A 24435-nucleotide genomic window follows, 5' to 3' on the forward strand; every position below is an offset into this window, starting at 1 on the left:
CGCACCGGGCCAGGCCCTGGGCGACTCGTCCACCATGGCGTCCGCGGCGGGCCGCTCGCAGAGGCTTCCGCCCGGCCGGCCGGGACTTTGGTCCCGAGCCGGACGGGGACGGAAAAAGGACTTTCGGCCCTGGCGGGACCCCCGCCGCCCGCTCCGGCCACGGGCGCCGCGAAGCCGCCCGCCGGGACGTCCTGCCCGGCCCGTGGACGGACGTGACACCCTTCACGTCACCCGTCCGGCGGACCCCGAAAAGGAGCATCTGACCTGCGGATACGTCGCAGGCCGCGCGATCCGCGTGACCCGTGTCACCGGCCGGCGGGAGGCGCCGGGGACGGCTCAGACGGCGTCGGTGCGGCTGCGCAGGGTGCCGTCCGGGCCCGCGAGGAACACGGGGGTGCCGGCCCCGCCGAGGTCGCGCACGGCGGCGAGGTCCTCGGCCGGCACGCTGTCCTGGCCGCCGACGACGGCCGCCGCCTCCAGGGACTGCGCGCCGGACGCCACGGCCATGGCGACGGCCGTCCGCAGCGCGCTCAGCTTCAGGGAGTCGAGGGCGACGGTGCCCGCGACGTACGTACGCCCGGTCTCGTCCCGCACGGCCGCGCCCTCGGGCACACCGTTGCGGGCCCGCGCGGAGCGGGCCAGGGTGACGATCTTGCGGTCCTCGGGGCCGAGGTCGGTGCTCTCAGTCATGGGGTGAGCATAAGGAGGGCGGCGGGGGTCATCCGGCGACGGGGTACATCGATCCGCGCCGCCCCTCGGCGGAGGCCAGCCACTCCAGCTTGGCGGCGGTGTCGGCCTCGGGCAGCGGGGTGTGCAGGACGACGGTGAGGTCGGGCCGGGCCGGGATCTTCATGGTCGTCGCCTCCAGGTGCAGCCGGCCCACCACCGGGTGCTCCAGCTCCTTGGTGACGACGCCGGGCGCCGCGATGTCGCGCCGCTCCCACAGCTCGGCGAACTCCGGGCTCGCGGCCTTCACCTGGGCGAGCACCTCCTGGAAGCCCTCGTCGTCGACGCACTCGGAGCAGGCGGACCGGAACTGCGCGACCAGACCGGCCGCGATCTCCTCCCAGTCCCGGTGCCGGACGCGGTAGGCGGAGTTGGTGAAGAAGTCCAGGACGCAGTTGGTGGTCGTCTCCCGGTTCATGCCGAAGACGACCAGGGCCGCGTCGTTGACCATCACGCAGTTGTAGTAGGCGTCCATGATGTGCGCCGGGTGCGGCATCCAGGTGTCGATGAGCCGCCGCAGTCCGTCGCCCATCGCCTGCGCGGACACCGCGTCGGCTTCCAGGGCGGGCGGGTTGAGCCCGGCCAGCACGTACAGGTGGCGCCGCTCAGCGCTGCTCATGCGCAGGACGCGCGCGACCGAGTCGAGCACCTGCGGCGACACCGAGATGTCCCGGCCCTGCTCCAGCCACTGGTACCAGGAGGCGCCGACCCCGGCGAGCACCGCGACCTCCTCGCGGCGCAGGCCCGGGGTGCGCCGACGGGCGCCGCCGTCCGGCAGACCGGCCTCGGCGGGGGTGACCCTGGCCCGCCTGCTCATCAGGAACTGCCGCAGCTCACCGAGCCGATGTGCCTTGAGTGCCGCGCTCTCCGCCACCGCTGATCCCCCTGTCTGGTGGTGCGACCACCAGCATAAGTTCCCACTCTCCACGGCCGCTCGGCCCGTACGAGGCTCAGGGGCATGGCAATCGACACCCTCGCTCCGACCTCCACCTCACCGGCCGTCGCGGCTGCGCCCCGGTTCTCCCGCCGTGACCGGCTCGTCCTCTTCGTGCTGTGCGCGGCCCAGTTCATGGTCGCCCTCGACTTCTCCGTGCTGAACGTGGCGCTGCCCGTGCTCGGCCCCGATCTGGGCATGAGCCAGTCGGCGCTGCAGTGGGCGGTGACGGCCTTCGCGCTCCCCTCGGGCGGTTTCCTGCTCCTCTTCGGCCGGGTCGGCGACCTGTTCGGGCGGCGCCGGATGTTCCTCGGCGGGCTGGGGCTGTTCGCGGCGGCCTCGGTCCTGGCGACGTTCGCCTGGGACCCGGCGTCGTTCCTGGCGGGGCGCGCGCTGCAGGGGATCGGCGCGGCCGCCGTGGTGCCCACCGGTATGTCCCTGCTGACCACGACGTTCGCCGAGGGGCCGCGCCGCGACCGGGCCCTGGCCGTCTTCGGCACCCTGCTCTCCCTGGGCTTCACCGTCGGCATGGTGCTGGGCGGCGTCCTGACGGAGGCGTTCGGCTGGCGCTCCACGATGGGCCTGCTGACCCTGTTCGCCCTGATCGTGCTGCCGCTGGCCCCCGGCCTGCTGCCGGAGTCGCGCACCCCGCGGCGGCCGCGCCTCGACGTGCCCGGCGCGGTCACGGTGACCGGTGGTCTGCTCGCGCTGATCTACGCCCTGTCGACGGCGGCCGAGCGCGGCTTCGGCGGCACGGACGTCGTCGTGACGCTCGTCGCGGGCCTCGGCCTGCTCACGGCCTTCGTCGCCGTCGAGTCCCGCACCGCACAGCCGCTGATCTCGCTGGCCATGCTGCGCCGCCGGACCGTGGCCTGGGGCAATCTGGGCGGTCTGGTCACCTTCTCGATGATGACGACGGTCGTCTTCGTCCTGACCCTCTACCTGCAGGAGACGCTGCATCTGTCGGCCCTGGCGACCGGCCTCTCCTTCGGGCTGCAGGGCGCCGTCGCGGCGGTCACCGGCACGCTCGTCCCGAAGGTGATCGCCCGGACCGGCGCGCACCGCACGCTGGTCGTCTCGCTGCTGTGGCAGGGCGTGGTCACCGCGACGCTGGTGCTCCTCGGCACGGGCGGCGCCTGGGTGTGGCTCGCGGTGCCGGCCAACGCCGTGATCGTCGTGGGCCACATGGGCGCGATCATCGCGTACGGGGCGACGGCCACCGCGGGAGTGACCGACGCGGAGCAGGGCCTGGCCACGGGCCTGGTCACCTCGTCGCAGCAGCTCGGCATCACGCTCGGCATCCCGCTGCTCGGCGTCCTCGCGACGACGTCGGCGGATCTGGTGACCGGGGTGCGCACGGTGATCGCCGTGGACGCGGCGCTCGTCCTGGCCGCGGCCCTCATGATCGCGGCGGGCCTGCGCACGAGGAAGGCTAGGGCCGGTCGAGCCTGAGCCGCTCCGCGCGGGGCAGGCCCGCCACCACCAGGTCGTACGAGTCCTCGACGAGCTCCCGGACGAAACGGTCCGGGAGCTCGGTCACGGTCACGGTGTTCCAGTGCCGCTTGTTCATGTGCCAGCCGGGGACGATGACGCCCTCGTACTCGCCGCGCAGCCGTACCGCGTCCTCGGGGTCGCACTTGAGGTTGACGGTCAGGGGCCGCGCGTCGAGGGAGGTGAGGGCGAACATCTTCCCGAGCACCTTGAACACGGAGGTCTCCGGGTTGAAGGGGAAGTCCTCCACCGTCGCGTTGAACGACAGGCACAGGGCGCGCAGCTCCTGGGGTGTCACCGGTCCGGCTCCTCCTCCACGGGCCCGAGGGGTTCCACGAGCACCGTCACGATCTTGTTCCGGCGGCCGGCGGCGGCCTCGGCGGTGAGCCGCAGCCGACGCCCGTCCGGCAGGGGCACCTCCGAGGAGGCCCCGGCGATCGGGACCCGGCCGAGCGCCTTGGCGAGGAGGCCGCCGACGGTCTCCACGTCCTCGTCGTCGTACTCCTCGATGCCGTACAGCTCGCCGACGTCGCCGATGTCGAGGCGCGCGGTGACCCGGAAGCGGTCGTCGCCGAGCTCCTCGACGGGCGGCAGCTCCCGGTCGTACTCGTCGGTGATCTCGCCGACGATCTCCTCGAGGATGTCCTCGATGGTGACGATGCCCGCCGTGCCGCCGTACTCGTCGATGACGACGGCCACGTGGTTGCGCAGCTGCTGCATCTCGCGCAGCAGGTCACCGGCGTTCTTGGTGTCCGGGACGAACGTGGCGGGCCGCATCGCCGTGGAGACGAGCTCGGCCTCGGCGTCCCGGTTGATGTGGGTCCTGCGGACGAGGTCCTTCAGGTACACGATCCCGACGACGTCGTCCTCGCTCTCGCCGACGACCGGGATCCGCGAGAACCCGGACCGCAGCGCGAGCGTGAGGGCCTGCCGGATCGTCTTGTACCGCTCGATGACGACGAGGTCGGTGCGCGGCACCATGACCTCCCGCACGAGCGTGTCGCCGAGCTCGAAGACGGAGTGCACCATGCGGCGCTCCTCGTCCTCGATGAGGGACTCCTTCTCGGCGAGGTCGACCATGGCGCGCAGCTCGGCCTCGGAGGCGAACGGTCCGCGCCGGAAGCCCTTGCCGGGGGTCAGCGCGTTGCCGATGAGGATCAGCAGCGGCGGGATGGGGCCCATGATCCGGGCGAGCGGCAGCAGTACGTACGCGGCCGCGGTGGCGGTGTTCAGCGGGTGCTGGCGTCCGATGGTGCGCGGGGAGACGCCCACGGCGACGTACGAGACGAGCACCATCACGCCGATGGCGACGAGCAGCGCCTGCCAGGTGGCGTCGAACTCCTCCAGGCAGGCGTACGTGACGAGCGTGGCGGCGGCCATCTCGCAGGCCACCCGGACCAGCAGCGCCACGTTCAGATAGCGCGTCGGGTCGGCGGCGACCTGGGCGAGCTTGGCGCTGCCGCGCCGCCCGGACCGTACGGCCTCCTCGGCGCGGAAGCTGGAGGTCCGCGCGATGCCGGCCTCGGCGCAGGCGGCGAGCCAGGCGACGACGACGAGCGCGACCGCGCCCGCGATCAGCGAAAGGCTCATGACACGGTCGGGGCCGGGGAGGGACCGGTCAGCCCCTTCTCCGCGCGCCAGCCGTCCACGATGGCCGCCTGGAGGCCGAACATCTCGGCCTTCTCGTCGGGCTCCTCGTGGTCGTAGCCGAGCAGGTGCAGCACGCCGTGCACGGTGAGCAGCTGGAGCTCCTCGTCCATGGAGTGCTGCGTGGGTGCTTCCTCGCCCTGCTTCTTGGCGACCTCGGGGCACAGCACGATGTCGCCGAGCAGCCCCTGCGGGGGCTCCTCGTCGTCCTTCATCGGCGGCCGCAGCTCGTCCATCGGGAAGGACATGACGTCCGTCGGCCCCGGCAGGTCCATCCACTGGACGTGCAGCTGCTCCATGGCGTCGGCATCCACGACGATCACCGAGAGCTCGGAGAGCGGGTGGATACGCATCCGCGCGAGTGCGTAGCGGGCGATGTCGAGGATCGCCTGCTCGTCGACCTCGGTTCCGGACTCGTTGTTGACGTCGATCGACATGGCGCTGTTGGTTCTCTACTTCCCTCTGGGGCGGCCCTTGTGGGAGCCGTTCTCCGTACCGTGCTCGGTGTCGTACTTCTCGTACGCGTCGACGATACGGCCGACCAGCTTGTGCCGGACGACATCCTGGGACGACAGCCGCGAGAAGTGCACGTCGTCGACGCCCTCCAGGATGTCCTGGACCTGGCGCAGACCGGACTTCGTGCCGTTCGGCAGGTCGACCTGCGTCACGTCACCGGTGATCACGATCTTCGACTCGAAGCCGAGGCGCGTCAGGAACATCTTCATCTGCTCGGGGCTCGTGTTCTGTGCCTCGTCGAGGATGATGAAGGCGTCGTTGAGCGTGCGTCCGCGCATGTAGGCCAGCGGGGCGACCTCGATGGTGCCCGCCGCCATCAGCCGCGGGATCGAGTCCGGGTCGAGCATGTCGTGCAGGGCGTCGTACAGCGGGCGCAGGTACGGGTCGATCTTCTCGTAGAGGGTGCCGGGCAGGAAGCCGAGGCGCTCGCCGGCCTCCACCGCGGGGCGGGTCAGGATGATGCGGTTGACCTGCTTGGACTGCAGGGCCTGCACGGCCTTGGCCATGGCCAGGTAGGTCTTGCCGGTGCCGGCGGGGCCGATGCCGAAGACGATCGTGTGCTTGTCGATCGCGTCGACGTACCGCTTCTGGTTGAGCGTCTTGGGGCGGATGGTGCGGCCGCGCGACGACAGGATGTTCTGGGTGAGGACCTCGGCCGGGGTCTCCTGGCCGTCGCTCTCACCGCCCTGCGTGGCCTTCAGCATCGCGATGGAGCGCTCCACGGCGTCCTCGGTCATCGGGGCTCCCGTCCTCAGGACCAGCATCATCTCGTCGAACAGTCGCTGGACGAGGGCCACTTCGGCGGGCTGCCCGGTCGCGCTGATCTCATTGCCCCGGACGTGGATGTCGGCCTCCGGGAAGGCCTGCTCGATCACTCGCAGCAACGCGTCACCCGATCCGAGCACCTCGACCATGGGGTGCTTCGCCGGAACGGTGAACTGCGCGCGGGCGCTGGATGGTGTCTGCGTCATGGGCGGGCACTGAGGGCCGCATTCTCCTTGTGACAGCCGTTGTTCTGATGCTTTCCAGCCTACGACGTGGCACTGACAGGACCGAAGGCTTTTCCGGACGCACCCCGGCCGGTCCGGCGGGGCTACGCCGAACGTCCGAACCCGATGGTCGGCACCGCGCGCCGCAGCGGCCACGGCCGGGCGGCCTCCGGCAGCAGCGGGTCCAGGAAGGCGAACCGGTCCAGGGCCGCCGGATCCTGGTCGTCGTACGACCGCACCTGGCGCCACCACGCCGCGATCTCCGACCAGCCGGGCGCGGACAGCGAGCCGCCGAACTCCTGGACGGAGAGCGCCGCGGTGAGCCCGGCGAAGGCCAGCCGGTCGGCGAGCGGCCACCCGGCCAGCGTGCCGGTCACGAACCCGGCCACGAACACGTCGCCGGCGCCGGTCGGGTCGAGGGCCTCGACCTTGATGGCCGGGACGGACGCCGTCTCGCCGGTGCGGCCGTCCACCGCGTAGGCGCCCTCGGCGCCGAGGGTGACGACGGCCAGCGGTACGTGTTCGGCGAGGGCGTGCGCCGCCGCCTGCGGGGACGACGTGCCGGTGTACCGCATCGCCTCCTCCGCGTTCGGCAGGAACGCCTCGCAGTGCCGCAGGTCCCCGAGGGCCGCCAGGTCCCAGCGGCCCGTGTCGTCCCAGCCGACGTCGGCGAAGACCCGGGTCCCCTTGCGGGCGGCCTCGGCGATCCAGGGTGCGTCGACGCCGGGGACCAGCGCGGCGATCGCGGCTCTGGTGCGGGGCGGGCAGGCGGGCGCCGGTTCCTGCGGCGGCGGCTCGTGGCCGTGGCTCACCATGGTGCGCTCGCCCTCGTACGCCATGGAGACCGTGACCGGCGAGTGCCAGCCGGGGACGGTGCGCGAGTAGCCGAGGTCGATGCCCTCGCCGTGTTCGAGGGTGTCCCAGCAGTACTCGCCGTAGTGGTCGTCGCCGAAGGCCGCGGCGAGTGAGGTGCGCAGGCCGAGGCGGGCGAGGGCGGTGGCCATGTTGGCGACGCCGCCGGGGCTCGACCCCATGCCGCGCGCCCACGACTCGGTCCCCCGGACCGGCGCGCTGTCGAGCCCGGTGAAGACGATGTCGAGGAAGACGGTGCCGGTGAGGTACACGTCGCAGGCCGGGTCACCGGGCGCGCGGAGGGCCGCGAGCGGGTCGGTGTGGGCCGGGTCTGTGGAGGTCACGTCACGCTCCCTGCAGTGGTAGGGGTCCGGACAGTGTGCCCGACGGGACCCCGTACCACCGCGGTTGACATCAGCCCGTCACGGGGACGTGGTCTCCGGCCCGGCGATCACCCGCGCGGTGGCGCCGGGTACCGTCCGGGCCCGCTGCGGCGCGCGGCGCCGCGCGCCGCGGACGGCGTCGTTGCGCCCGCCGCCGCGGACGAGCAGGACGCTGAGTGCGGCCAGGAATCCCACCACGGTGAGTCCGACGAGGCCGCCCTTCGTCGAGCCGGTCGCGTCCTCGATGAGCCCGAAGGCCGTCGGGGCGACGAAGCCGCCCAGGTTCCCGAGGGAGTTGATGAGGGCGATGCCGGGCGCCGCGGCCCGCGCGTCGAGGTAGCTCTGCGGGATGGTCCAGAAGATCGGGGACGCGGGCTTGAAGCCCACGGCGGCCAGGCACAGGGCGCCGAGTCCGGCCCAGGGCGAGACGAACACGGCGAGCAGTGTCCCGGCGCCGCCGATCACCAGCAGCGCCACCAGGACGGGCCGCCGCTTGCCGAGCCGGTCGGAGAGCCGTCCGGAGACGTACACGGAGGCGATGGCGAACAGCCAGGGCACGGCGGTCAGCAGGCCCACCTGGAACTCGCTCAGTCCGCCGATGTCGTCGACGATGGACGGCAGCCAGAACGTGACGGCGTACAGGGCGACGTTGATCGCGAAGTAGATCCACAGGAAGAGCAGCATCTGCGGATCGGCGAGGAGCTTCCACCGGGAGACCCGGGCGGTGCCGCGGTCCTGTTCCCGCTCGCGCTGTTCGGCGTCGATGACGGCGACGAGCCCGTCCTTCTCCTCCTGCGTGAGCCAGGTGGCGCTCTCCACGCCGGAGTCGAGGAACCGGTAGACGACGAACCCGAGGACCACCGAGACGACGCCCTCGATGAAGAACATCCACTGCCAGCCGGAGTGCCCCCAGATGCCGTGCATTTCGAGGAGCGCGCCGGAGACGGGCCCGACGATCACGGTGGCGGTGCCGGAGCCCATCAGGAAGACCGATGTGGCGCGCCCGCGGTGGGAGTCGGGCAGCCAGCGCGAGAAGTAGTAGATGACGGCGGGGAAGAACCCGGCCTCGGCGACGCCCAGCAGGAACCGCAGGGCGTAGAACATGCCGGCGCTGTCCACGAAGGCCATCGCGGTGGCGACGACACCCCAGCTGATCATGATGCGGGTCAGCCAGACCTTCGCCCCGAAGCGCTCCATGAGCATGTTGCTGGGCACTTCGAAGAGGGCGTACGCGAGGAAGAAGATGCCGGCGCCGAGGCCGAAGGCGGCGGCGGAGAGCCCCACGTCGGCGCGGAGCTGGTCCTGGGCGAAGCCCAGGTTGACCCGGTCCATGTAGTTGGCGACGAACATGACGAAGAAGAGCGGGACGACCCGCCGGAATATCTTGCGGACGGCCGAGCGGACGGCGGGCGGGTGTTCCACGGGGGCGGGGGCGGGGACTGCTGCGGACACGAGCGGCTCCGGTCGTGGGCAGGGAGAGCGGGATGCGGGGCGGGGCCGGGAGAGGGGAACTCCCGGCCCCGGTGCGGCTGTTACCAGCGCGGCACGGACGGTGTGACCCACGCGGGGTCGAGGACGCGCATGGCGGCCGCGTCGTCGCGGTCGCGCATCGCGGCGAAGTCCTCGTCGAGCCAGCGCCGGTGCAGCGACTCCAGCTTGGCGCGGTCGAGTTCGACGCCCAGGCCGGGCGCGTCGCAGACGGCGACCCGGCCGCCCTGGAACGTGAGGCGTTCGGTGAGGACGTCCTCGGACTGCCAGGGGTAGTGGGAGTCGCAGGCGTGGTGCAGGTTCGGCACGGTGGCGGCGACGTGGGTCATGGCGGCGAGGCTGATGCCGAGGTGGGTGTTGGAGTGCATGGACACGCCGACGCCGAACGTGCGGCAGATGGCGGCGAGTTGCTGCGTGTTGCGCAGGCCGCCCCAGTAGTGGTGGTCGGAGAGGACGACCTGGACGGCGCCGGTGGTGAACGCCTCCTTGATCTCCGCGAAGGTGGTCACGCACATGTTGGTGGCGAGCGGGACTCCGGCCTTGGCGGCGACCTCGGCCATGGCGGGGGTGCCGAGCGCCGGGTCCTCCAGGTACTCCAGTACGTCGCCGAGCTCGGCGGCGACCTTGAGCGACGTCTCCACGGACCAGGCCCCGTTGGGGTCCAGGCGCAGCGGCTTGCCGGGGAAGGCCTCGGCCAGCGCGCGGATCGCCGCGATCTCCTCGTCCGGCGTGAAGCAGCCGCCCTTGAGCTTGAAGGACTCGAAGCCGTAGCGCTCGTTGAACAGGCGGGCCTGCGCGACGACTCCGGCCGGGTCGAGGGCGGCGCCCCAGTCGTCCTTCTCGCTCGCGACACCGTCCGGGTGGTCGGCGTACTTGTAGAAGAGGTAGGCGCTGTACTCGACGGAGTCGCGGAGCTTGCCGCCGAGCAGGGCGTGCACGGGCAGGCCGAGCGCCTTGCCGAGCGCGTCGAGACAGGCCACCTCGAAGCCGGAGACCACGGACAGGCGCAGTTTGTCGGCGGTCTGGACGCCGCGCAGGCCGCCGACGTCCACCTGGTTCTCGACGCGCGCGTCGTCGACGGACACCTCGTCCGCGACGGTGAACAGGCCGTTCAGATCGGATACTTGACGGCCTATCAGGCGTTCGGCGAACGGCCGGGCCAGTTCCAGGTACTTGGCGTCGCCGTAGGTCTCGCCGATCCCGGTGACGCCGTCGGCCGTGACGACCTCGACGATGAGCCGGGGCGTGTACGGCTGGTGGACGCCCTGCGTGTTGAGCAGGGGCGGGTCGGCGACGAGGATCGGGGTGAGGCGGACGTCGGTGATCGTCAGATCGGTCATCGGGCGGCTCCAGCGGTGACGGGTTCGTCGGCGAGTTCGAGGCCGGCGGCGAGCAGCCGCTCCAGGTCGGCGAGGTCGGCCGGGGCGGGGTCGGCGAGCGGTGCGCGGACCGGCCCGACGGGGCGCCCGCGCAGCCGCGCGGCGGCCTTGACGAGCGAGACGCCGTATCCGGGCACCCGGTCCCGCAGCTCGACGAAGGGGATGTAGAAGTCGCGCAGCAGCCGGTCCACCCGGGGGTCGTCGCCGTCGCGCAGGGCCGCGAAGAACGCGGCGGCGATCTCGGGCGCGAAGGCGTGCACGGCCGAGGAGTACGCGGGCACGCCGACGGCGGCGTAGGCGCGGGCCTGGACCTCGGCGGTGGCGGCCCCGTTGAAGAACAGGAATCCGTCGGGCGCGGCGAGCGTGAGGCGCTGGAGCCGGTCGAGGTCGCTGTGGCCGTCCTTGAGGCCGATGACGTCGGGCAGGGCGGCGATCCGCCGCAACGATGCGACGGAGAAGGTCACTTGGTCGCGCTGGTAGACGATCAGCGGGAGCCGGGTCCGGGCCGCGATCCGCTCGATCTGGGCGACGAGCCCGCTCTGCGGTCCGCGCACGAGGTAGTGCGGCAGGACGAGCAGCGCGTCCGCCCCGGCCTCCTCCGCGATGCGCGCGAACCGTACGGCCTGCGCCCAGCCGTATCCGATCCCGGCCACGACGGGCACGCGCCCGGCGGTCTCCTCGACGGTGGCGGTGACGACCTGCCGGTACTCGTCCTCGTCGAGCGAGAAGAACTCGCCGGTTCCGCACGCCGGGAAGACGGCGCCGGGCCCGGTCGCCACCTGCGCGGCGACGTACTCGCGGAAGCCGGCGAGGTCGAGCGCCCCGTCCTCGTCGAAACTCGTCAGCGGGAAGGAGAGGACACCGCCCGCCATGCCCTCCCGCAGCCGGGCCACGACCGCGTCGCGACCCTCCCCTGTCTCCGTACGTAGATGCCATCCACACATGTAGATGGAGATTAGATACGCGAACGTGGGGCGTCAATGCCCCGTGACGCCCCGCCTTACGATCGGCACATGCCGGACCAGCACACAGAGCAGGAGAGCGCGCAGCCCCGGGGCGGCGTCCGCGAGGTGAAGTCGGCGGCCCGCACCGTCGACCTGCTCGAAGTGCTGGCCGCCCGCGGCGACCGCCCGGCCCGTCTCCAGGAGCTCGCCGACGAGCTGGCCGTGCCGCGCAGCTCCATGTACGCGCTGCTGCAGACGCTCATCGCGCGCGGCTGGGTCCGCACGGACGTCACCGGCTCCCTCTACGGCATCGGCATTCACGCCCTGCTGACCGGCACCAGCTACCTCGACACCGACCCGTACGTGATCACGGCGCGCCCGCATCTCGACGAGGCGTCCGAGGCGCTCGGCGAGACGATCCACCTGGGCCGGCTGGACGGCTTCGACGTGGCATATCTGGCGACCCGGGAGTCGCACGAGTACCTGCGCACGATCAGCCGGGTCGGCCGCCGGCTCCCCGCCCACGTCGGCGCCCTCGGCAAGGCCCTGCTCGCGGAGCGCTCCGACGCGCTGCTGCCGGCGGGTCCGTACGCCCCGGCCACCGCGAACACGCACACCACCCGCGAGGCACTCGCCGCCGATCTCGCGGCGACCCGCACCCGCGGCTACTCGGTCGACCGGGAGGAGGGCGTCGCGGGCATCGTCGGCTTCGGTTTCACCCTGCGCTACGCGGCCCCGGCGCACGACGCGATCAGCTGCTCGGTGCCGGTGGCGCGGCTGACCGCGGAGCACGAGGAGCGGATCGTGGCGGTCATGCGCGAGACCCGGTCGAAGATCGAGACGGCCGCCCACCGGGGCCCGTCGGGCACGCCCAACTGGCGTTAGCCACCTGCCGAAAGGCAGCTCGGCTACCCGGCTGAACCACCGCCAAACCGAATGTGCGACAGGTCACATCACCCCGCCTTCTGCGGGGCCCCTTCGGCTTGATACAAATTGGCCGCGCCCAACGTCCCCGGTTCGGTCCCGTTCGCAAAGACGTCGCGCTCCCCAACCCCTTTTCCTTACCACCCCCTTGCCCAAAACAGCGTCCAAGGCAGGGGGTCCGTCTACAGGACTGCCCGTGTCTTCGCGCGCTCCCCGGCCCGCACTCATAGCCCTCTTCACGGCCGGCTATCTCGCTGCCTACCTGCTGCCCACCGTTGTCGGCCGCCTCGCCGACAGCCTGCGCCTTTCCCCCACCCAGGCCGGTCTGATCGGCAGCGCGCTGCTGCTGAGCTCGGCCACCGCGGGCTTCACGCTCGCGGCCCGCGTCGAACGGGTGGGCGCCGCCCGCGCCGCCCGCGCCGGGCTCCTCCTCGCGGCCGTCGGCTACGGCACCGCGGCCCTGTCCACCGTCGTCCCCCTGGTCGTCGCGGGTGCGATGATCGGCGGCTTCGGCTCGGGCACGGCGACGGCCGTCGCCGCCACCGGGATCGCCGCCCAGAAGGACCCGCACCGCGCGTCCACGCTCGGCCTGCTCACCGTCTCGGCCCTCGCGGGCGCCCTCTATCTGACGATCCCGCGGATCAGCCCGACCGGGCACGCCCTGCCGTTCGCCGCGCTCGCCGTCACGGCCGTCGCCGTGTGGCCCGCGACGCGCCGGCTGTCCGGGCCGGCCGGGCCGGACAACAGTCCGGCGCAGGCCCCCAAGTCCCCGCTCCCGTTCGCGCGTTCGGGCATGGCCCTGGCCATGGTGATCGTCTGCTGGTCGATGGCGCAGAACTCGCTGTGGGGCGTCAGCAGCCGTATCGGCACCGTGCAGGCCGGCCTGAGCGAGGTCGCGGTCGGCTCGGTCTTCGCGGTGGCGCTCGGCGCGGGTCTGCTCGGCGTCATCGGCGCGGGCGCCCTCGGCACCCGCCTGGGCCGTGCGCTGCCGATCGGCGCCGGCACCGCCGCCATCGCCGGCTGCATCGCGCTCAGCGCCCGCGCCGACGGCCTCGCCACCTTCGCGACGGGCGAGATCGCCTGGAACACCCTCTACCCGGTGGTGCTCTCGTACCTGCTGGGCCTCGCCGCCTCGCTCGACCCGCGCGGCCGCTGGGCCGTCCTGGTCGGCTCGGCGTCCTCGCTCGGCACGGCGTGCGGCCCGCTGGTGGGCAGTTCCCTGTCGCAGGCGGTCGGCTTCCCCGCGATGGGCGCGGCGCTCGCCACCGCGCTGCTGCTGCTCGCGGTGCCGCTGACCGCGGTGGCCCTGCACACGGGCGGCCGCCCGCTGTTCGCTGGTGCGGCCCGGCGCCGCAGCGGTGCCCCGGTCGGCGCGATCGTGCCGCCGTCGGGCGTCCTGGAGCAGCCGGTCGTCGAGATCACGGCGATCGAGATGCCCGCCGTCGCGCAGGCCCTGCCGGAGCCGGTGCAGGACGAGTTCACGACGGCGGGTCCGGCCGGGACTCAGCCGGTGATGTCGTCCAGCGGGTACGCCTCGACCTCGGCGAGATAACGCGCCCGCCGCGCCTCGTCCTCGGCGCTGCCGTCGAGGAAGGACGCCACGAACGAGTTGCGGGCGAGCTCCCGCACTCGTTCGTGGTCCAGGGCGAGCGCCTCGTGCACGGCGTGGAAGGTGTCGCCGACGTAGCCGCCGAAGTAGGCCGGGTCGTCGGAGTTCACGGTGCACAGCAGCCCGGCGTCCATCATGGCGACGAGCGGGTGCTCCTCCAGCACGTCGATGGCGCGCAGCCGCACGTTCGACAGCGGGCACAGCGTCAGCGGGATCCGGTCGCGCACCAGACGCTCGACGAGCTCCGGGTCCTCCAGGGACCGCAGGCCGTGGTCGACGCGCTCGACGCCGAGCACGTCCAGGGCCTCCCACACGTACGACGGGTCGCCCTCCTCGCCCGCGTGCGCGACCTTGCGCAGCCCGAGCGCGCCCGCGGCCTCGTACACGTCGCGGAACTTCGAGGCGGGGTTGCCCACTTCCGCCGAGTCGAGGCCGACGCCGACGATGTGCTCCAGGTACGGCTTCGCGGCCTCCAGCGTCTCCATCGCCGACTCGGCGGACTGGTCGCGCAGGAAGCACATGATGAGCTTGGTGGAGACCCCGTGCCGCTCCTCGCTGCGCGCGAGCGCCCGCGAGAGCCCCTCGACGACCGTGCCCATGGCGACGCCGCGCGCCATGTGGGCCTGCGGGTCGAAGAAGATCTCGGCGTGCCGCACCCCCTGCTCGGCTGCGCGCGCCAGATAGGCGTCGGCGAGCGCCTCGAAGTCGTCCTCGGTGATCAGGACGGCCATGAGCTCGTAGTACAGGTTCAGGAAGGACTGCAGATCGGCGAAGAGGTACGCCGTGCGCAGGGCCTCGGTGTCGGCGTACGGCAGCGTGATGCCGTTGCGGTCGGCGAGGGCGAAGGCCAGCTCGGGTTCGAGGGTGCCTTCGATGTGCAGGTGCAGCTCGGCCTTGGGGATGCGAGCAAGTGGTGCGAGGGACATCCGATCATCGTACGCAGGTCAGGGCCTCAGAGCCGTTTCGGCACCGGCACCCGGTCCAGGTCGCGGGCGACCGTCAGCTCCCCGTCGAACCCGGCGGCCCGCGCCTGCCGCGCGAACTCCTCCGGGTCGCCGTAGCGCTGGCTGAAGTGCGTGAGGACGAGATGCCGCACGCCCGCGTCCCGGGCGACACGGGCGGCCTGCCCGGCGGTCAGGTGCCCGTGGTCGGAGGCGAGCTGGTGGTCCTCGTCGAGGAACGTCGACTCGATGACGAGCAGATCGCACCCCTCGGCGAGCGCGTGCACGCCCTCGCACAGCCGGGTGTCCATGACGAACGCGACGCGCTGCCCGCGCCGCACCTCGCTGACGTCGTCGAGACCGACCCCGCCGACGCTCCCCTCGCGCTGCAGCCGGCCCACGTCCGGTCCGGCGATCCCGTGCGCGGCGAGCCGCTCGGGCAACATCCGGCGCCCGTCCGGCTCGACGAGGAGATAGCCGTACGACTCGACGGGGTGCGACAGCCTGCGTGCCTCCAGGCGGTACGCGGGGGTGTCGGCGAGCACGCCGCCGTCCCCGCTCACCGGCTCCTCGGTGATCCCGACGGTCTCCCGGTACGCGGTGGCGTACCGCAGCCGGTCGAAGAACCGCTGCCCGGACGCCGGGTAGTGGGCGGTCACCGGGTGCGGTACGCGGTCGAGGTTGATCCGCTGGATGACACCGGCCAGGCCGAGGCTGTGGTCGCCGTGGAAGTGGGTGACGCAGATCCGGTTCAGGTCGTGCGCGGCGACACCGGCGCGCAGCATCTGCCGCTGGGTGCCCTCGCCGGGATCGAAGAGGATGCCCTCGGCGTCCCAGCGCAGCAGATAGCCGTTGTGGTTGCGGTGGCGCGTCGGCACCTGGCTGGCGGTGCCGAGGACGACGAATTCACGTACGGACACGGCCAGTTATCCGGGGGGCCACTGGAGGCCGCGGCCGCCGAGGACGTGGGCGTGCGCGTGGAAGACGGTCTGGCCGGCGCCGCTGCCGGTGTTGAACACGAGCCGGTAGCTGTCCAGTTTCTCCTCCTTGGCCACCTCGCCCGCCTCGCGCAGCACGTCGGCGGCGATCGCCGGTTCGGCGGCGGCGAGGGAGGCGGCGTCCGGGTGGTGGACGCGCGGGATGACCAGGATGTGCGTCGGCGCCTGCGGGTTGATGTCCCGGAAGGCGACGGTGGTGGCGGTCTCGCGGACGAGCGTGGCGGGCACGTCCCCCGCGACGATCTTGCAGAACAGGCAGTCCGCCTGGGGTTCGCCGGACACGTTCGGGTCTCCTTCGCGAGGGGGTCTGCGTACCGCGGCATCGTATCGATCAGCCCCGCCGGGCGGGGCATCGGCATCTGCGTGGCCGGTCCCGGTGGGGCTTCTCGCGTGACCAGCCACGGCGTGAGCCGCACTCGGCAACGAACCGAACACGGCGGACGCGTCACGGCAACGCGGGCGCAGACTTCGCCGGGTTCTCCCCGAGAGCCGCCAACGCGATACGAACCGCCTCGTCCAACTGCGGGTCACGCCCGGCGGCCGCGTCCTGGGGCGTGGCGACCACCTCGACGTCCGGATCGACCCCGTGGTTCTCGAGCCCCCACCCGTACCCCTCCATCCAGGTCGCGTACTTCGGCTGCGTCACCAGCGTCCCGTCCACCAACCGGTACCGGCTGTCGATCCCGATGACGCCGCCCCAGGTCCGTACGCCCACGACGGGCCCGATGCCGAGCGCCTTGATCGCCGCGTTGACGATGTCGCCGTCGGACCCGGAGAACTCGTTGGCGACGGCGACGACCGGGCCCCGCGGCGCGTCCATCGGGTAGCTGAAGGGGCGGCTGCCGCGGGGCACGTCCCAGCCGACGACCCGCCGCGCCAGCTTCTCCACGACGAGCTGCGAGGTGTGCCCGCCCCGGTTCTCGCGGACGTCGACGACGAGGCCCTCGCGGGCGACCTCCACGCTCAGGTCGCGGTGGATCTGCGCCCAGCCGGGCGCCTGCATGTCGGGCACGTGCAGATACCCGAGCCGTCCGCCCGAGCGCTCATGGACGTACGCCCGCCGGTCCGCGACCCACGCGTGGTAGCGCAGCGGCTCCTCGTCGGACAGCGGCACCACGACCACGTGCCGCGGGTCACCGCCCCCGGCGGGCGACACGGTCAGCTCGACCGGCTTGTCGGCCGTGCCGACGAGCAGCGGACCGGGCCCGGTCACCGGGTCGACGGGCCGTCCGCCCACCGCCACGATCGCGTCCCCGGCGCGCACCGCGACACCCGGCGCGGCGAGCGGGGAACGGGCGCGCGGGTCGGACGTCTCGGACGGCAGCACCCGGTCCACGCGCCACTGTGCCGATTCCTGCGGGCCGTCCTCGTGCCGGGAGATGTCGGCCCCGAGCAGCCCCTGCCGGCGCGCGGCGGAGCCGCCCCCGCCGCCCGGCAGGACGTACGCGTGGGAGGTGCCGAGCTCGCCCTGCACCTCCCACAGCAGGTCGACGAGGTCGTCGTGCGTGGCGACCCGGTCGAGGACCGGCCGGTAGCGGTCGAGGACCCCGGTCCAGTCCACGCCGTTCATGTCGGGGCGCCAGAAGTTGTCGCGCATCAGGCGGCCGGTCTCCTCGTACATCTGCCGCCATTCGGCGGCCGGGTCGACGGTCTGGCTGATGCGGGCCAGGTCGACGGTGATGTTCGTGTCGCTGTCGTCGTCGTGCGCGGGCCTGCGGTCGCTCGGCACGACCTTCAGCACCTCGCCGGTCCACAGCAGCAGCCGCTTGCCGTCGCCGGTGACCTCGAAGTGGTCGGCGTCGGCGCCGAGTTCCTCGATGCGCTGCTGCGCCAGGTCGTAGCGCTCCAGCCGGGTCTTCGGGTCGGGGGCGCTCCGGTCGGCCCGGGAGTCGCCGAGCACGCCGCGCACCGGGTGCCGCAGCCACAGCACGCCGTCCTTGGCGGTGCGCAGGGTCGAGTACCGGGCGGCCTCGACGGGGAACGGCACGATGCGGTCGACGAGCCCTTCCAGGTCGACGCGGGTGGCGGGCGTGCCCTCGCTGTCGGGGGTCTCGGCGCCGGGACTGTCCGCCGGTTCGAACGGCCGGCCGTGCCGCTGCGGCCCGAAGGGCGAGGGGGTCGTCGCGGCCAGGGTGATCAGATGCGGCCGGGCGCCGCTCACGAACGCCAGGTCGAAGGCGTGCTCGTCGTAGACCGGGTCGAAGGACCGGGCCGACAGGAACGCCAGATGTCTGCCGTCGAGGGTGAACGCGGGCGCGTAGTCCCGGAAGCGCAGCGGGGTCGCCTCGGTGACGGCGAGGTCGGCGGTGTTGGCGAGCTTGAGCTGGCGCAGGCCGTGCGGCCCGGGGTGGGACCAGGCGAGCCAGGCCGAGTCGGGCGAGAAGGCGAGCCCGGTCGCGTGCCCGTCCTCGCTCCGGTCCACTTCCCGTACGTCGCCGCTGTCGCGCTCGACGAGCAGGACGCGCCCGTCGTGGGCGGCGACGGCGGCCCGGCCGCCGTCCGGCGAGACGGTCAGCCCGAGGACCCGGCCGAGCCGCCCGGCGCCGAGCCGGCGGGGCGTGGCGCCGGGCCCGGCGCCGGTGGCGGGCGCGAACTCCAGCGCGTCGTCGCCCTCGGCGTCGGTCACCCACACCACGTGTTCCTCGCCGTCGACGCGGAACGTGTGCGGCAGCCTGGCCCGTACGCCCTGCTGCGCGGCGAGGGCGCGGGCCGGGCCCGCGCGGTGGGTCACCCAGTGCACGGCGCCGCGCACGGCGACCGCGCTGCCGCGTCCGGTGTGGTCGGGCGAGGCGGCGCCGAACCAGCGGGTGGCGTCGACGGGGTGCGGCTGCAGATCGACCCGCTGTCCGCCGAGCCGCACGTCGATCCGCCGCGGCCGGGCCGCCGCCAGGTCGTCGACCACCCACAGCTCACCGGCGCTCGCGTGGACGACCCGGGTCCCGTCGGTGGTGGCGTGCCGTGCGTAGAACCCGTCGACGGGCGTGTGCCGCCGCAGGTCGGACCCGTCGGCGAGGGAGGAGTAGAGCGCCCCGACGCCCTCGTGGTCGGACAGGAACGCGACGCGCTCCCCCACCCACATCGGGTACTCGATGTTCCCGTCGAGGTCGGCGTGGAGCCGTTCGAAGCGGCCGGCTTCCCCCGTGTCCTCGGCGGCCCGGTCGATCCACAGCTTGCCCGCGGTGCCGCCCCGGTACCGCTTCCACCAGGCGGCCTCCCGGCCCATCGGCGCGGACAGCAGCACCACCTGGCCGTCCGGCCCGTACGCGACACCGCCCACCGGCCCGTAGGGCAGGGTCTCGGCGGGGCCGCCGTCCAGCGGCACCGCCCGGGCCCAGCTGCGGCGCAGCGAGGCCTGCCCGTGCGTGGTGGTGGCGAGAACCCGTCCGTCGGGGGTCCAGCCCCGCACGGCGGTGGTCCAGCTTCCCCAGTACGTGAGGCGTTTGGCGGGTCCTCCGTCGATCGGGGCGATGTGCACCTCGGGCGCGCCGTCGCGCCGCGACGCCCAGGCGACGGTCGTCCCGTCCGGGGAGATCCGGGGGTGGCCGACCGGTACGTTGTCGGCGCTGATGCGCCAGGCGCGGCCGCCGTCGAGGGGAGCGGCCCACACGTCGTCCTCGGCGGTGAAGACCACCGACTCGCCGTGCAGGTGCGGGAACCGTAGGTAGGCAGGGATCGTCACCCCGCCCACCCTAAATTTGGGACACGTCGCCCGTCAGCCCTTTTGATCGCTTTCCGCGGTGGTCACTTGCCCTGGTCCTGCGAGTGACCGGAGTCGGGGGGCTCGACGGTGACCGTCTCGGTCTCGGTCACGGTCGTCGTGACGCCGGGCTCCGGCTCGTGGGAGGGCGGGTTCTCGTCGTCCTGCGGCGGTTTGTCGTCGTCCTGCGGCGGCTTCTCGTCGTGCGACGAGGAAGGCCACTGGTCGTCCGGCGGCGGAGTGTACTCGTCCGGCGGTGGAGTCGAACTGCCGCTGCTCTCCGTGCAGTTGCCGAGGACGTAGACGTGGAACCACACCTTGTTCTCGACGCGCGCGGTCAGATCGCCGCGGACGCACTTCCCGGAGACGACCTCGTGCACGGCCCCTTTGACCGTGATGTCCTCGCCCTTCCGGGTCTTGCCCGTGCAGTTCACCTCGACCGAGGTCGGCGTCGAGGCACTGGATCCGGAGCTCTCGTCGGTCACCGCGGAGCAGCTGAGCCAGGCCACGTCGGCGTGCTGCCGGTTCAGCTCCTCGGTGGCCTCCTGGTCGGTGGTGCTGGCGGCCGTGGACGGGCTGAGGTCGCCGTTGACGGGCTCGCACGCGACCCCCGCGGCGACGACGGCCGCCACGCACCCGGCCACCGCCAGCCCTCGCGGGTTCCGTAACCGGCGCAAATTGCCATTGATCCTACTCAATGCCCCCATGCACGGCAGGATGCCACCGTCCACGACGGGAGGGTAAGACAGGTTGAAGCCAGGACGCGGTCGGCGGCGGTCAGCCCCAGCGTCCCGTCCGCCCCAGCAGCAACGCGACCGCCGCGGTCCCGGCCGTGGACGTCCGCAGCACACTGCGCCCGAGCCGGAACGCCCGCGCCCCGGCGTCGCCGAACACCTTCAGCTCCTCCGGCGACACTCCCCCTTCGGGGCCGACGACGAGCACGATCTCGCCGGCCGCCGGAAGCTGCGCCGAGGCCAGCGCGGTGCTCTGCGCGTCGCGGTCCTCGTGCAGCACGACCGCCAGGTCCGCCGCGTCGAGCAGCGCCGCGACCTCCTTGGTGGACGCGGCGTCCGCGACCTCGGGGAAGCGCACCCGGCGCGACTGCTTGCCGGCCTCGCGCGCGGTGGCCCGCCACTTGCCCAGCGCCTTGGCCCCGCGCTCGCCGCGCCACTGCGTGATGCACCGCGAGGCCGCCCACGGCACGATCGCGTCGACGCCGGTCTCCGTCATGGTCTCGACGGCGAGCTCGCCCCGGTCGCCCTTGGGCAGCGCCTGTACGACGGTGATCCGCGGCCCTTCCTCGGCCTCGACGTGCACCGGCCCGACCTCGACGACCAGCCGGTCCTTGCCCTCGGCCGCGGCGACGACGCCCTCGCTCCACGACCCGAGCCCGTCCGTCAGCACGACGGTCTCCCCGGCCCGCAGCCGCTTCACGGAGACGGCGTGCCGCCCCTCGGCACCGTCCAGTACGTACGTGCGGTCGCCCGGCACCGGGCCGTCGACGACGAACACCGGCGCCGTCACGCGGCACCCCGCTGCCCGAGCGTGGCCCTGGCGGCGTCGAGTTCGGCGGCGAGCACCTCGACGAGCTGCCCGGCCGGGAGCTCCCGGGCGAGTCTGTGTCCCTGCCCGGCCCACAGCGCCATGGCCTGCGGGTCACCGGCCTTGGCGGCGGCCTTGCGCAGCGGCGACGTCATGTGGTGGACCTCCGGGTACGCGGCGGGCGCGTACGGGCCGTGCTCGCGCAGGAACCGGTTGACGAGGCCGCGCGCGGGCCGCCCGGAGAACGCCCGGGTCAGCTCGGTCCGGGTGAACAGCGGGTCGGTCATGGCCTGCTTGTGCAGTGCGGGCGCGCCCGACTCGGGGGTCACGAGGAACGCCGTGCCCAGCTGGGCGAGGTCGGCGCCCGCGGCGAGCACGGCGGCGATCTGGGTGCCCCGCATGATTCCGCCGGCCGCGATGATCGGCAGCTGTACCGCTTCGCGCACCTGCGCGATCAACGAGAGCAGGCCGACGCCGCTGCCGTCGGTCTCGGGGTTGTCCCGGTGCGTGCCCTGGTGGCCGCCGGCCTCGATGCCCTGGACGCACACGGCGTCGGCGCCCGCCCACTGCGCGGCGAACGCCTCCTCCACCGTCGTCACGGTGACGGCGGTGAGCGTGCCCACGGCGCGCAGCGAGTCGATCACCTCGCGGGTGGGGCAGCCGAACGTGAAGGTGACGAGCGGCACCGGGTCGTCGACGAGGATGGCGAGCTTGGCGTCGTAGCCGTCGTCGCGTCCGCTGTCGGGGTCGCCGAGCGGGGTCTGGTACCAGCCCGCCTCGCCGGTGAGCTGGTGGCGGTAGACGTCGACCGCGGCGGGGTCCGCGTACTCCGGCTGCGGCATGAACAGATTGACGCCGAAGGGCCGGGCGGTCAGCCCCCGCACCTGCTTGATCTCCTGGTACATGCCGTCGGCCGTCTTGTACCCGGCGGCGAGGAACCCGAGCCCGCCCGCCTCGGACACGGCGGCCACGAGCTCGGGACAGGACGCGCCGCCCGCCATCGGGGCCTGCACGATCGGACAGGGGCAGAGATCGGTCAGTGCGGAGGACATGACCGCATCGTGCCACGTACGCGTCAGACGACCGAATCGGAGGTTCCGCCTGGCATGTGCCACGCAAAAGGGGCCCGGGGGTGTTCACCCCCGGGCCCCTCCCGCCAACGGCTCACCGCCCGTTGAACGCGTCCTTCAGCCGTGAGAACAGCCCCTGCTGGCCGGGCTGGAACTGGCCGGTGGGCCGCTCCTCGCCGCGCAGCTTGGCGAGCTCGCGCAGCAGCCGCTCCTGCTCGGGGTCGAGCTTCTGCGGCGTCATGACCTCGACGTGCACGATGAGGTCGCCGCGGCCGCCGCCGCGCAGATGCGTGATGCCGCGCCCGTGCAGCGGGACCGACTGGCCGGACTGGGTGCCGGGCCGGATGTCGATCTCCTCCATGCCGTCGAGCGTCTCCAGCGGCACCTTGGTGCCGAGGGCCGCCGCGGTCATCGGGATGGTCACGGTGCAGTGCAGATCGTCGCCGCGCCGCTGGAAGACCGGGTGCGGCAGCTCGTGGATCTCCACGTACAGGTCACCGGCGGGGCCGCCGCCGGGGCCGACCTCGCCCTCGCCCGCGAGCTGGATCCGCGTCCCGTTGTCCACACCGGCCGGGATCTTCACGGTCATCGTGCGCCGCGACCGGATGCGGCCGTCACCGGCGCACTCGGGGCACGGCGTCGGCACGACGGTGCCGAAGCCCTGGCACTGCGGGCAGGGGCGGGACGTCATGACCTGGCCGAGGAAGGACCGCGTGACCTGCGAGACCTCGCCGCGCCCGCGGCACATGTCGCAGGTCTGCGCGGAGGTACCCGGCGCGGCGCCCTCGCCGCTGCAGGTCGTACAGACGACGGCCGTGTCGACCTGGATGTCCTTGGTGGTCCCGAAGGCGGCCTCGTCCAGCTCGATCTCGAGCCGGATCATGGCGTCCTGGCCGCGGCGCGTGCGCGACCGCGGGCCACGCTGCGACGCGGTCCCGAAGAACGCGTCCATGATGTCCGAGAAGTTCCCGAACCCGCCGGCGCCGAAGCCTCCGGCGCCGCCTCCGCCGGCCTGCGACAGGGGGTCGCCCCCGAGGTCGTAGACCTGCTTCTTCTGCGGGTCGGAGAGCACCTCGTAGGCGGCGTTGATCTCCTTGAACCGCTCCTGGGTCTTCGGATCCGGATTCACGTCCGGGTGCAGCTCGCGCGCGAGCCTCCGAAAAGCCTTCTTGATCTCGTCCTGGGAAGCGTCGCGGCGCACGCCGAGTACGGCGTAGTAGTCCGTGGCCACTTACGACTCCGCCAGGATCTGTCCGACGTAACGTGCCACTGCGCGTACTGCTCCCATCGTTCCCGGGTAATCCATGCGGGTCGGTCCGACCACGCCGAGCTTGGCGACTGCCTCGCCGCCCGAACCGTAGCCGACCGACACGACGGACGTGGAGTTGAGTCCCTCGTGGGCGTTCTCGTGACCGATCCGTACGGCCATGCCCGAATCACCCTGCTCACCAAGCAACTTGAGGAGCACGACCTGCTCCTCCAGCGCCTCGAGGACGGGCCGGATGGTGAGGGGAAAGTCATGTCCGAAGCGGGTGAGATTGGCGGTGCCGCCGATCATCAGCCGCTCCTCGGTCTCCTCGACGAGCGTCTCCAGCAGAGTGGAGAGCACCGTCGCGACCGTACCGCGGTCCTCCGTCTCGAAGGCCTCCGGCAGGTCCTGCACCAGCTGCGGCACATCGGCGAACCGGCGGCCCGCGACCCGGCTGTTGAGCCGCGCCCGCAGATCCGCCAGAGACGATTCGCCGAACGGCGCCGGGCAGTCGATCATCCGCTGCTCCACGCGCCCGGTGTCCGTGATCAGCACGAGCATCAGACGGGCGGGCGCGAGCGACAGCAGCTCGACGTGGCGCACGGTGGACCGGGTCAGGGACGGGTACTGGACGACCGCGACCTGCCGGGTCAGCTGCGCGAGCAGCCGCACGGTCCGGCCGACGACGTCGTCGAGGTCGACGGCGCCCTCCAGGAAGTTCTGGATGGCGCGCCGCTCGGGCGCGGTCATCGGCTTCACCGCGGTGAGCTTGTCGACGAAGAGGCGGTACCCCTTGTCGGTGGGGATGCGCCCGGCACTGGTGTGCGGCTGGGCGATGAACCCCTCGTCCTCCAGGGCGGCCATGTCGTTGCGCACGGTCGCCGGGGAGACGCCCAGGCTGTGCCGCTCGGTCAGCGCCTTGGAGCCGACCGGCTCCTCGGTGCCGACGTAGTCCTGGACGATGGCGCGCAGCACTTCGAGCCTGCGTTCACTGAGCATCGGCGCGCACCTCCAGCAACTGACTCTGCGATCTTTCCGTTTTGGCACTCCCTGTCC

The 24435-nt window shown here is 72.7% G+C and carries 22 protein-coding genes; 3 read left to right on the forward strand and 19 right to left on the reverse strand.

Annotated elements, in window-relative coordinates; translation table 11 throughout:
- Positions 1-336 precede the first annotated feature (336 nt).
- Both ACVHNB_RS33805 and ACVHNB_RS33810 read right to left on the reverse strand, forming a co-directional pair.
- Complete coding sequence (locus ACVHNB_RS33805) at positions 337-690, reverse strand: cytidine deaminase (RefSeq protein ID WP_428954775.1); 354 nt, start codon at positions 688-690, stop codon at positions 337-339.
- A 28-nt stretch (positions 691-718) separates the two neighbouring features.
- Positions 719-1543 (reverse strand): helix-turn-helix transcriptional regulator, encoded by an 825-nt coding sequence (locus tag ACVHNB_RS33810; protein ID WP_428957668.1) that lies wholly within the window; start codon positions 1541-1543, stop codon positions 719-721.
- Positions 1544-1684: 141 nt separating this feature from the next.
- On the opposite strand from ACVHNB_RS33810, the gene ACVHNB_RS33815 reads away from it, so the two are divergent.
- The gene (locus ACVHNB_RS33815; RefSeq protein ID WP_456226629.1) at positions 1685-3112 is read left to right on the forward strand and encodes an MFS transporter; all 1428 of its coding nucleotides are present in this window, start codon (positions 1685-1687) and stop codon (positions 3110-3112) included.
- Here ACVHNB_RS33815 and ACVHNB_RS33820 read toward each other — a convergent pair.
- From ACVHNB_RS33820 to ACVHNB_RS33855, 8 genes are all read right to left on the reverse strand, one after another.
- The gene (locus tag ACVHNB_RS33820; RefSeq protein ID WP_428954773.1) at positions 3093-3449 is read right to left on the reverse strand and encodes an MmcQ/YjbR family DNA-binding protein; all 357 of its coding nucleotides are present in this window, start codon (positions 3447-3449) and stop codon (positions 3093-3095) included. The two genes, ACVHNB_RS33815 and ACVHNB_RS33820, sit on opposite strands and share 20 nt — an antisense overlap.
- On the reverse strand, positions 3446-4741 hold the full coding sequence (locus tag ACVHNB_RS33825) for a hemolysin family protein (protein ID WP_456226630.1): 1296 nt from the start codon (positions 4739-4741) through the stop codon (positions 3446-3448). The genes ACVHNB_RS33820 and ACVHNB_RS33825 overlap by 4 nt, the downstream gene beginning before the upstream one ends.
- Complete coding sequence (ybeY, locus tag ACVHNB_RS33830) at positions 4738-5235, reverse strand: rRNA maturation RNase YbeY (protein ID WP_428954771.1); 498 nt, start codon at positions 5233-5235, stop codon at positions 4738-4740. Before ybeY ends, ACVHNB_RS33825 begins: the two co-directional genes overlap by 4 nt.
- Before the next feature lie 15 nt (positions 5236-5250).
- Entirely contained in the window at positions 5251-6285 is a 1035-nt protein-coding gene (locus tag ACVHNB_RS33835) for a PhoH family protein (RefSeq protein WP_428954770.1), read from the reverse strand.
- A 122-nt stretch (positions 6286-6407) separates the two neighbouring features.
- Complete coding sequence (locus ACVHNB_RS33840) at positions 6408-7499, reverse strand: carbohydrate kinase family protein (RefSeq protein WP_456226631.1); 1092 nt, start codon at positions 7497-7499, stop codon at positions 6408-6410.
- Between the two features lie 78 nt (positions 7500-7577).
- Positions 7578-8990 carry an MFS transporter gene (locus ACVHNB_RS33845; protein WP_456226632.1) on the reverse strand — a complete coding sequence of 471 codons (1413 nt, stop codon included), beginning with the start codon at positions 8988-8990 and terminating at the stop codon, positions 7578-7580.
- An 80-nt stretch (positions 8991-9070) separates the two neighbouring features.
- On the reverse strand, positions 9071-10366 hold the full coding sequence (locus ACVHNB_RS33850) for a glucarate dehydratase family protein (RefSeq protein WP_456226633.1): 1296 nt from the start codon (positions 10364-10366) through the stop codon (positions 9071-9073).
- Positions 10363-11349 (reverse strand): 5-dehydro-4-deoxyglucarate dehydratase, encoded by a 987-nt coding sequence (locus tag ACVHNB_RS33855; protein WP_428954766.1) that lies wholly within the window; start codon positions 11347-11349, stop codon positions 10363-10365. The genes ACVHNB_RS33850 and ACVHNB_RS33855 overlap by 4 nt, the downstream gene beginning before the upstream one ends.
- A 69-nt stretch (positions 11350-11418) precedes the next feature.
- Here ACVHNB_RS33855 and ACVHNB_RS33860 point away from each other — a divergent pair, with 69 nt between their 5' ends.
- Together ACVHNB_RS33860 and ACVHNB_RS33865 are read left to right on the forward strand one after the other, a co-directional pair.
- A complete protein-coding gene (locus ACVHNB_RS33860; RefSeq protein WP_456226634.1) occupies positions 11419-12234 on the forward strand; it encodes an IclR family transcriptional regulator in 816 nt (271 codons plus the stop codon).
- A 235-nt stretch (positions 12235-12469) separates the two neighbouring features.
- Positions 12470-13825, forward strand: coding sequence for an MFS transporter (locus tag ACVHNB_RS33865; protein WP_428954764.1), 1356 nt, complete (start codon positions 12470-12472; stop codon positions 13823-13825).
- On the opposite strand, the gene ACVHNB_RS33870 is transcribed toward ACVHNB_RS33865, so the two are convergent.
- The 9 genes from ACVHNB_RS33870 to hrcA all read right to left on the reverse strand — a co-directional run bounded on the left by ACVHNB_RS33870 (position 13777) and on the right by hrcA (position 24378).
- Positions 13777-14808 carry an adenosine deaminase gene (locus tag ACVHNB_RS33870; protein ID WP_428954763.1) on the reverse strand — a complete coding sequence of 344 codons (1032 nt, stop codon included), beginning with the start codon at positions 14806-14808 and terminating at the stop codon, positions 13777-13779. The genes ACVHNB_RS33865 and ACVHNB_RS33870 overlap by 49 nt on opposite strands.
- A gap of 26 nt (positions 14809-14834) precedes the next feature.
- Positions 14835-15743 (reverse strand): ribonuclease Z, encoded by a 909-nt coding sequence (locus ACVHNB_RS33875; RefSeq protein WP_456226635.1) that lies wholly within the window; start codon positions 15741-15743, stop codon positions 14835-14837.
- A 6-nt stretch (positions 15744-15749) separates the two neighbouring features.
- Complete coding sequence (locus tag ACVHNB_RS33880) at positions 15750-16103, reverse strand: histidine triad nucleotide-binding protein (RefSeq protein ID WP_428954761.1); 354 nt, start codon at positions 16101-16103, stop codon at positions 15750-15752.
- A gap of 163 nt (positions 16104-16266) precedes the next feature.
- The gene (locus tag ACVHNB_RS33885) at positions 16267-19500 is read right to left on the reverse strand and encodes a S41 family peptidase (RefSeq protein ID WP_428954760.1); all 3234 of its coding nucleotides are present in this window, start codon (positions 19498-19500) and stop codon (positions 16267-16269) included.
- A gap of 62 nt (positions 19501-19562) precedes the next feature.
- Entirely contained in the window at positions 19563-20150 is a 588-nt protein-coding gene (locus ACVHNB_RS33890) for a hypothetical protein (RefSeq protein ID WP_428954759.1), read from the reverse strand.
- 145 nt (positions 20151-20295) lie between these two features.
- Complete coding sequence (locus ACVHNB_RS33895) at positions 20296-21042, reverse strand: 16S rRNA (uracil(1498)-N(3))-methyltransferase (protein ID WP_456226636.1); 747 nt, start codon at positions 21040-21042, stop codon at positions 20296-20298.
- Complete coding sequence (locus tag ACVHNB_RS33900; RefSeq protein WP_456226637.1) at positions 21039-22112, reverse strand: nitronate monooxygenase; 1074 nt, start codon at positions 22110-22112, stop codon at positions 21039-21041. The genes ACVHNB_RS33895 and ACVHNB_RS33900 overlap by 4 nt, the downstream gene beginning before the upstream one ends.
- Positions 22113-22224: 112 nt before the next feature.
- Positions 22225-23361, reverse strand: a complete 1137-nt coding sequence (dnaJ, locus tag ACVHNB_RS33905) for a molecular chaperone DnaJ (RefSeq protein ID WP_428954756.1) — start codon at positions 23359-23361, stop codon at positions 22225-22227.
- Positions 23362-24378: a heat-inducible transcriptional repressor HrcA gene (hrcA, locus tag ACVHNB_RS33910; RefSeq protein WP_428954755.1), complete on the reverse strand. Its 1017-nt coding sequence runs from the start codon at positions 24376-24378 to the stop codon at positions 23362-23364. It abuts the gene before it with no gap.
- Positions 24379-24435: the final 57 nt, after the last annotated feature.

It is taken from the genome of Streptomyces sp. YJ-C3, from assembly GCF_053891275.1.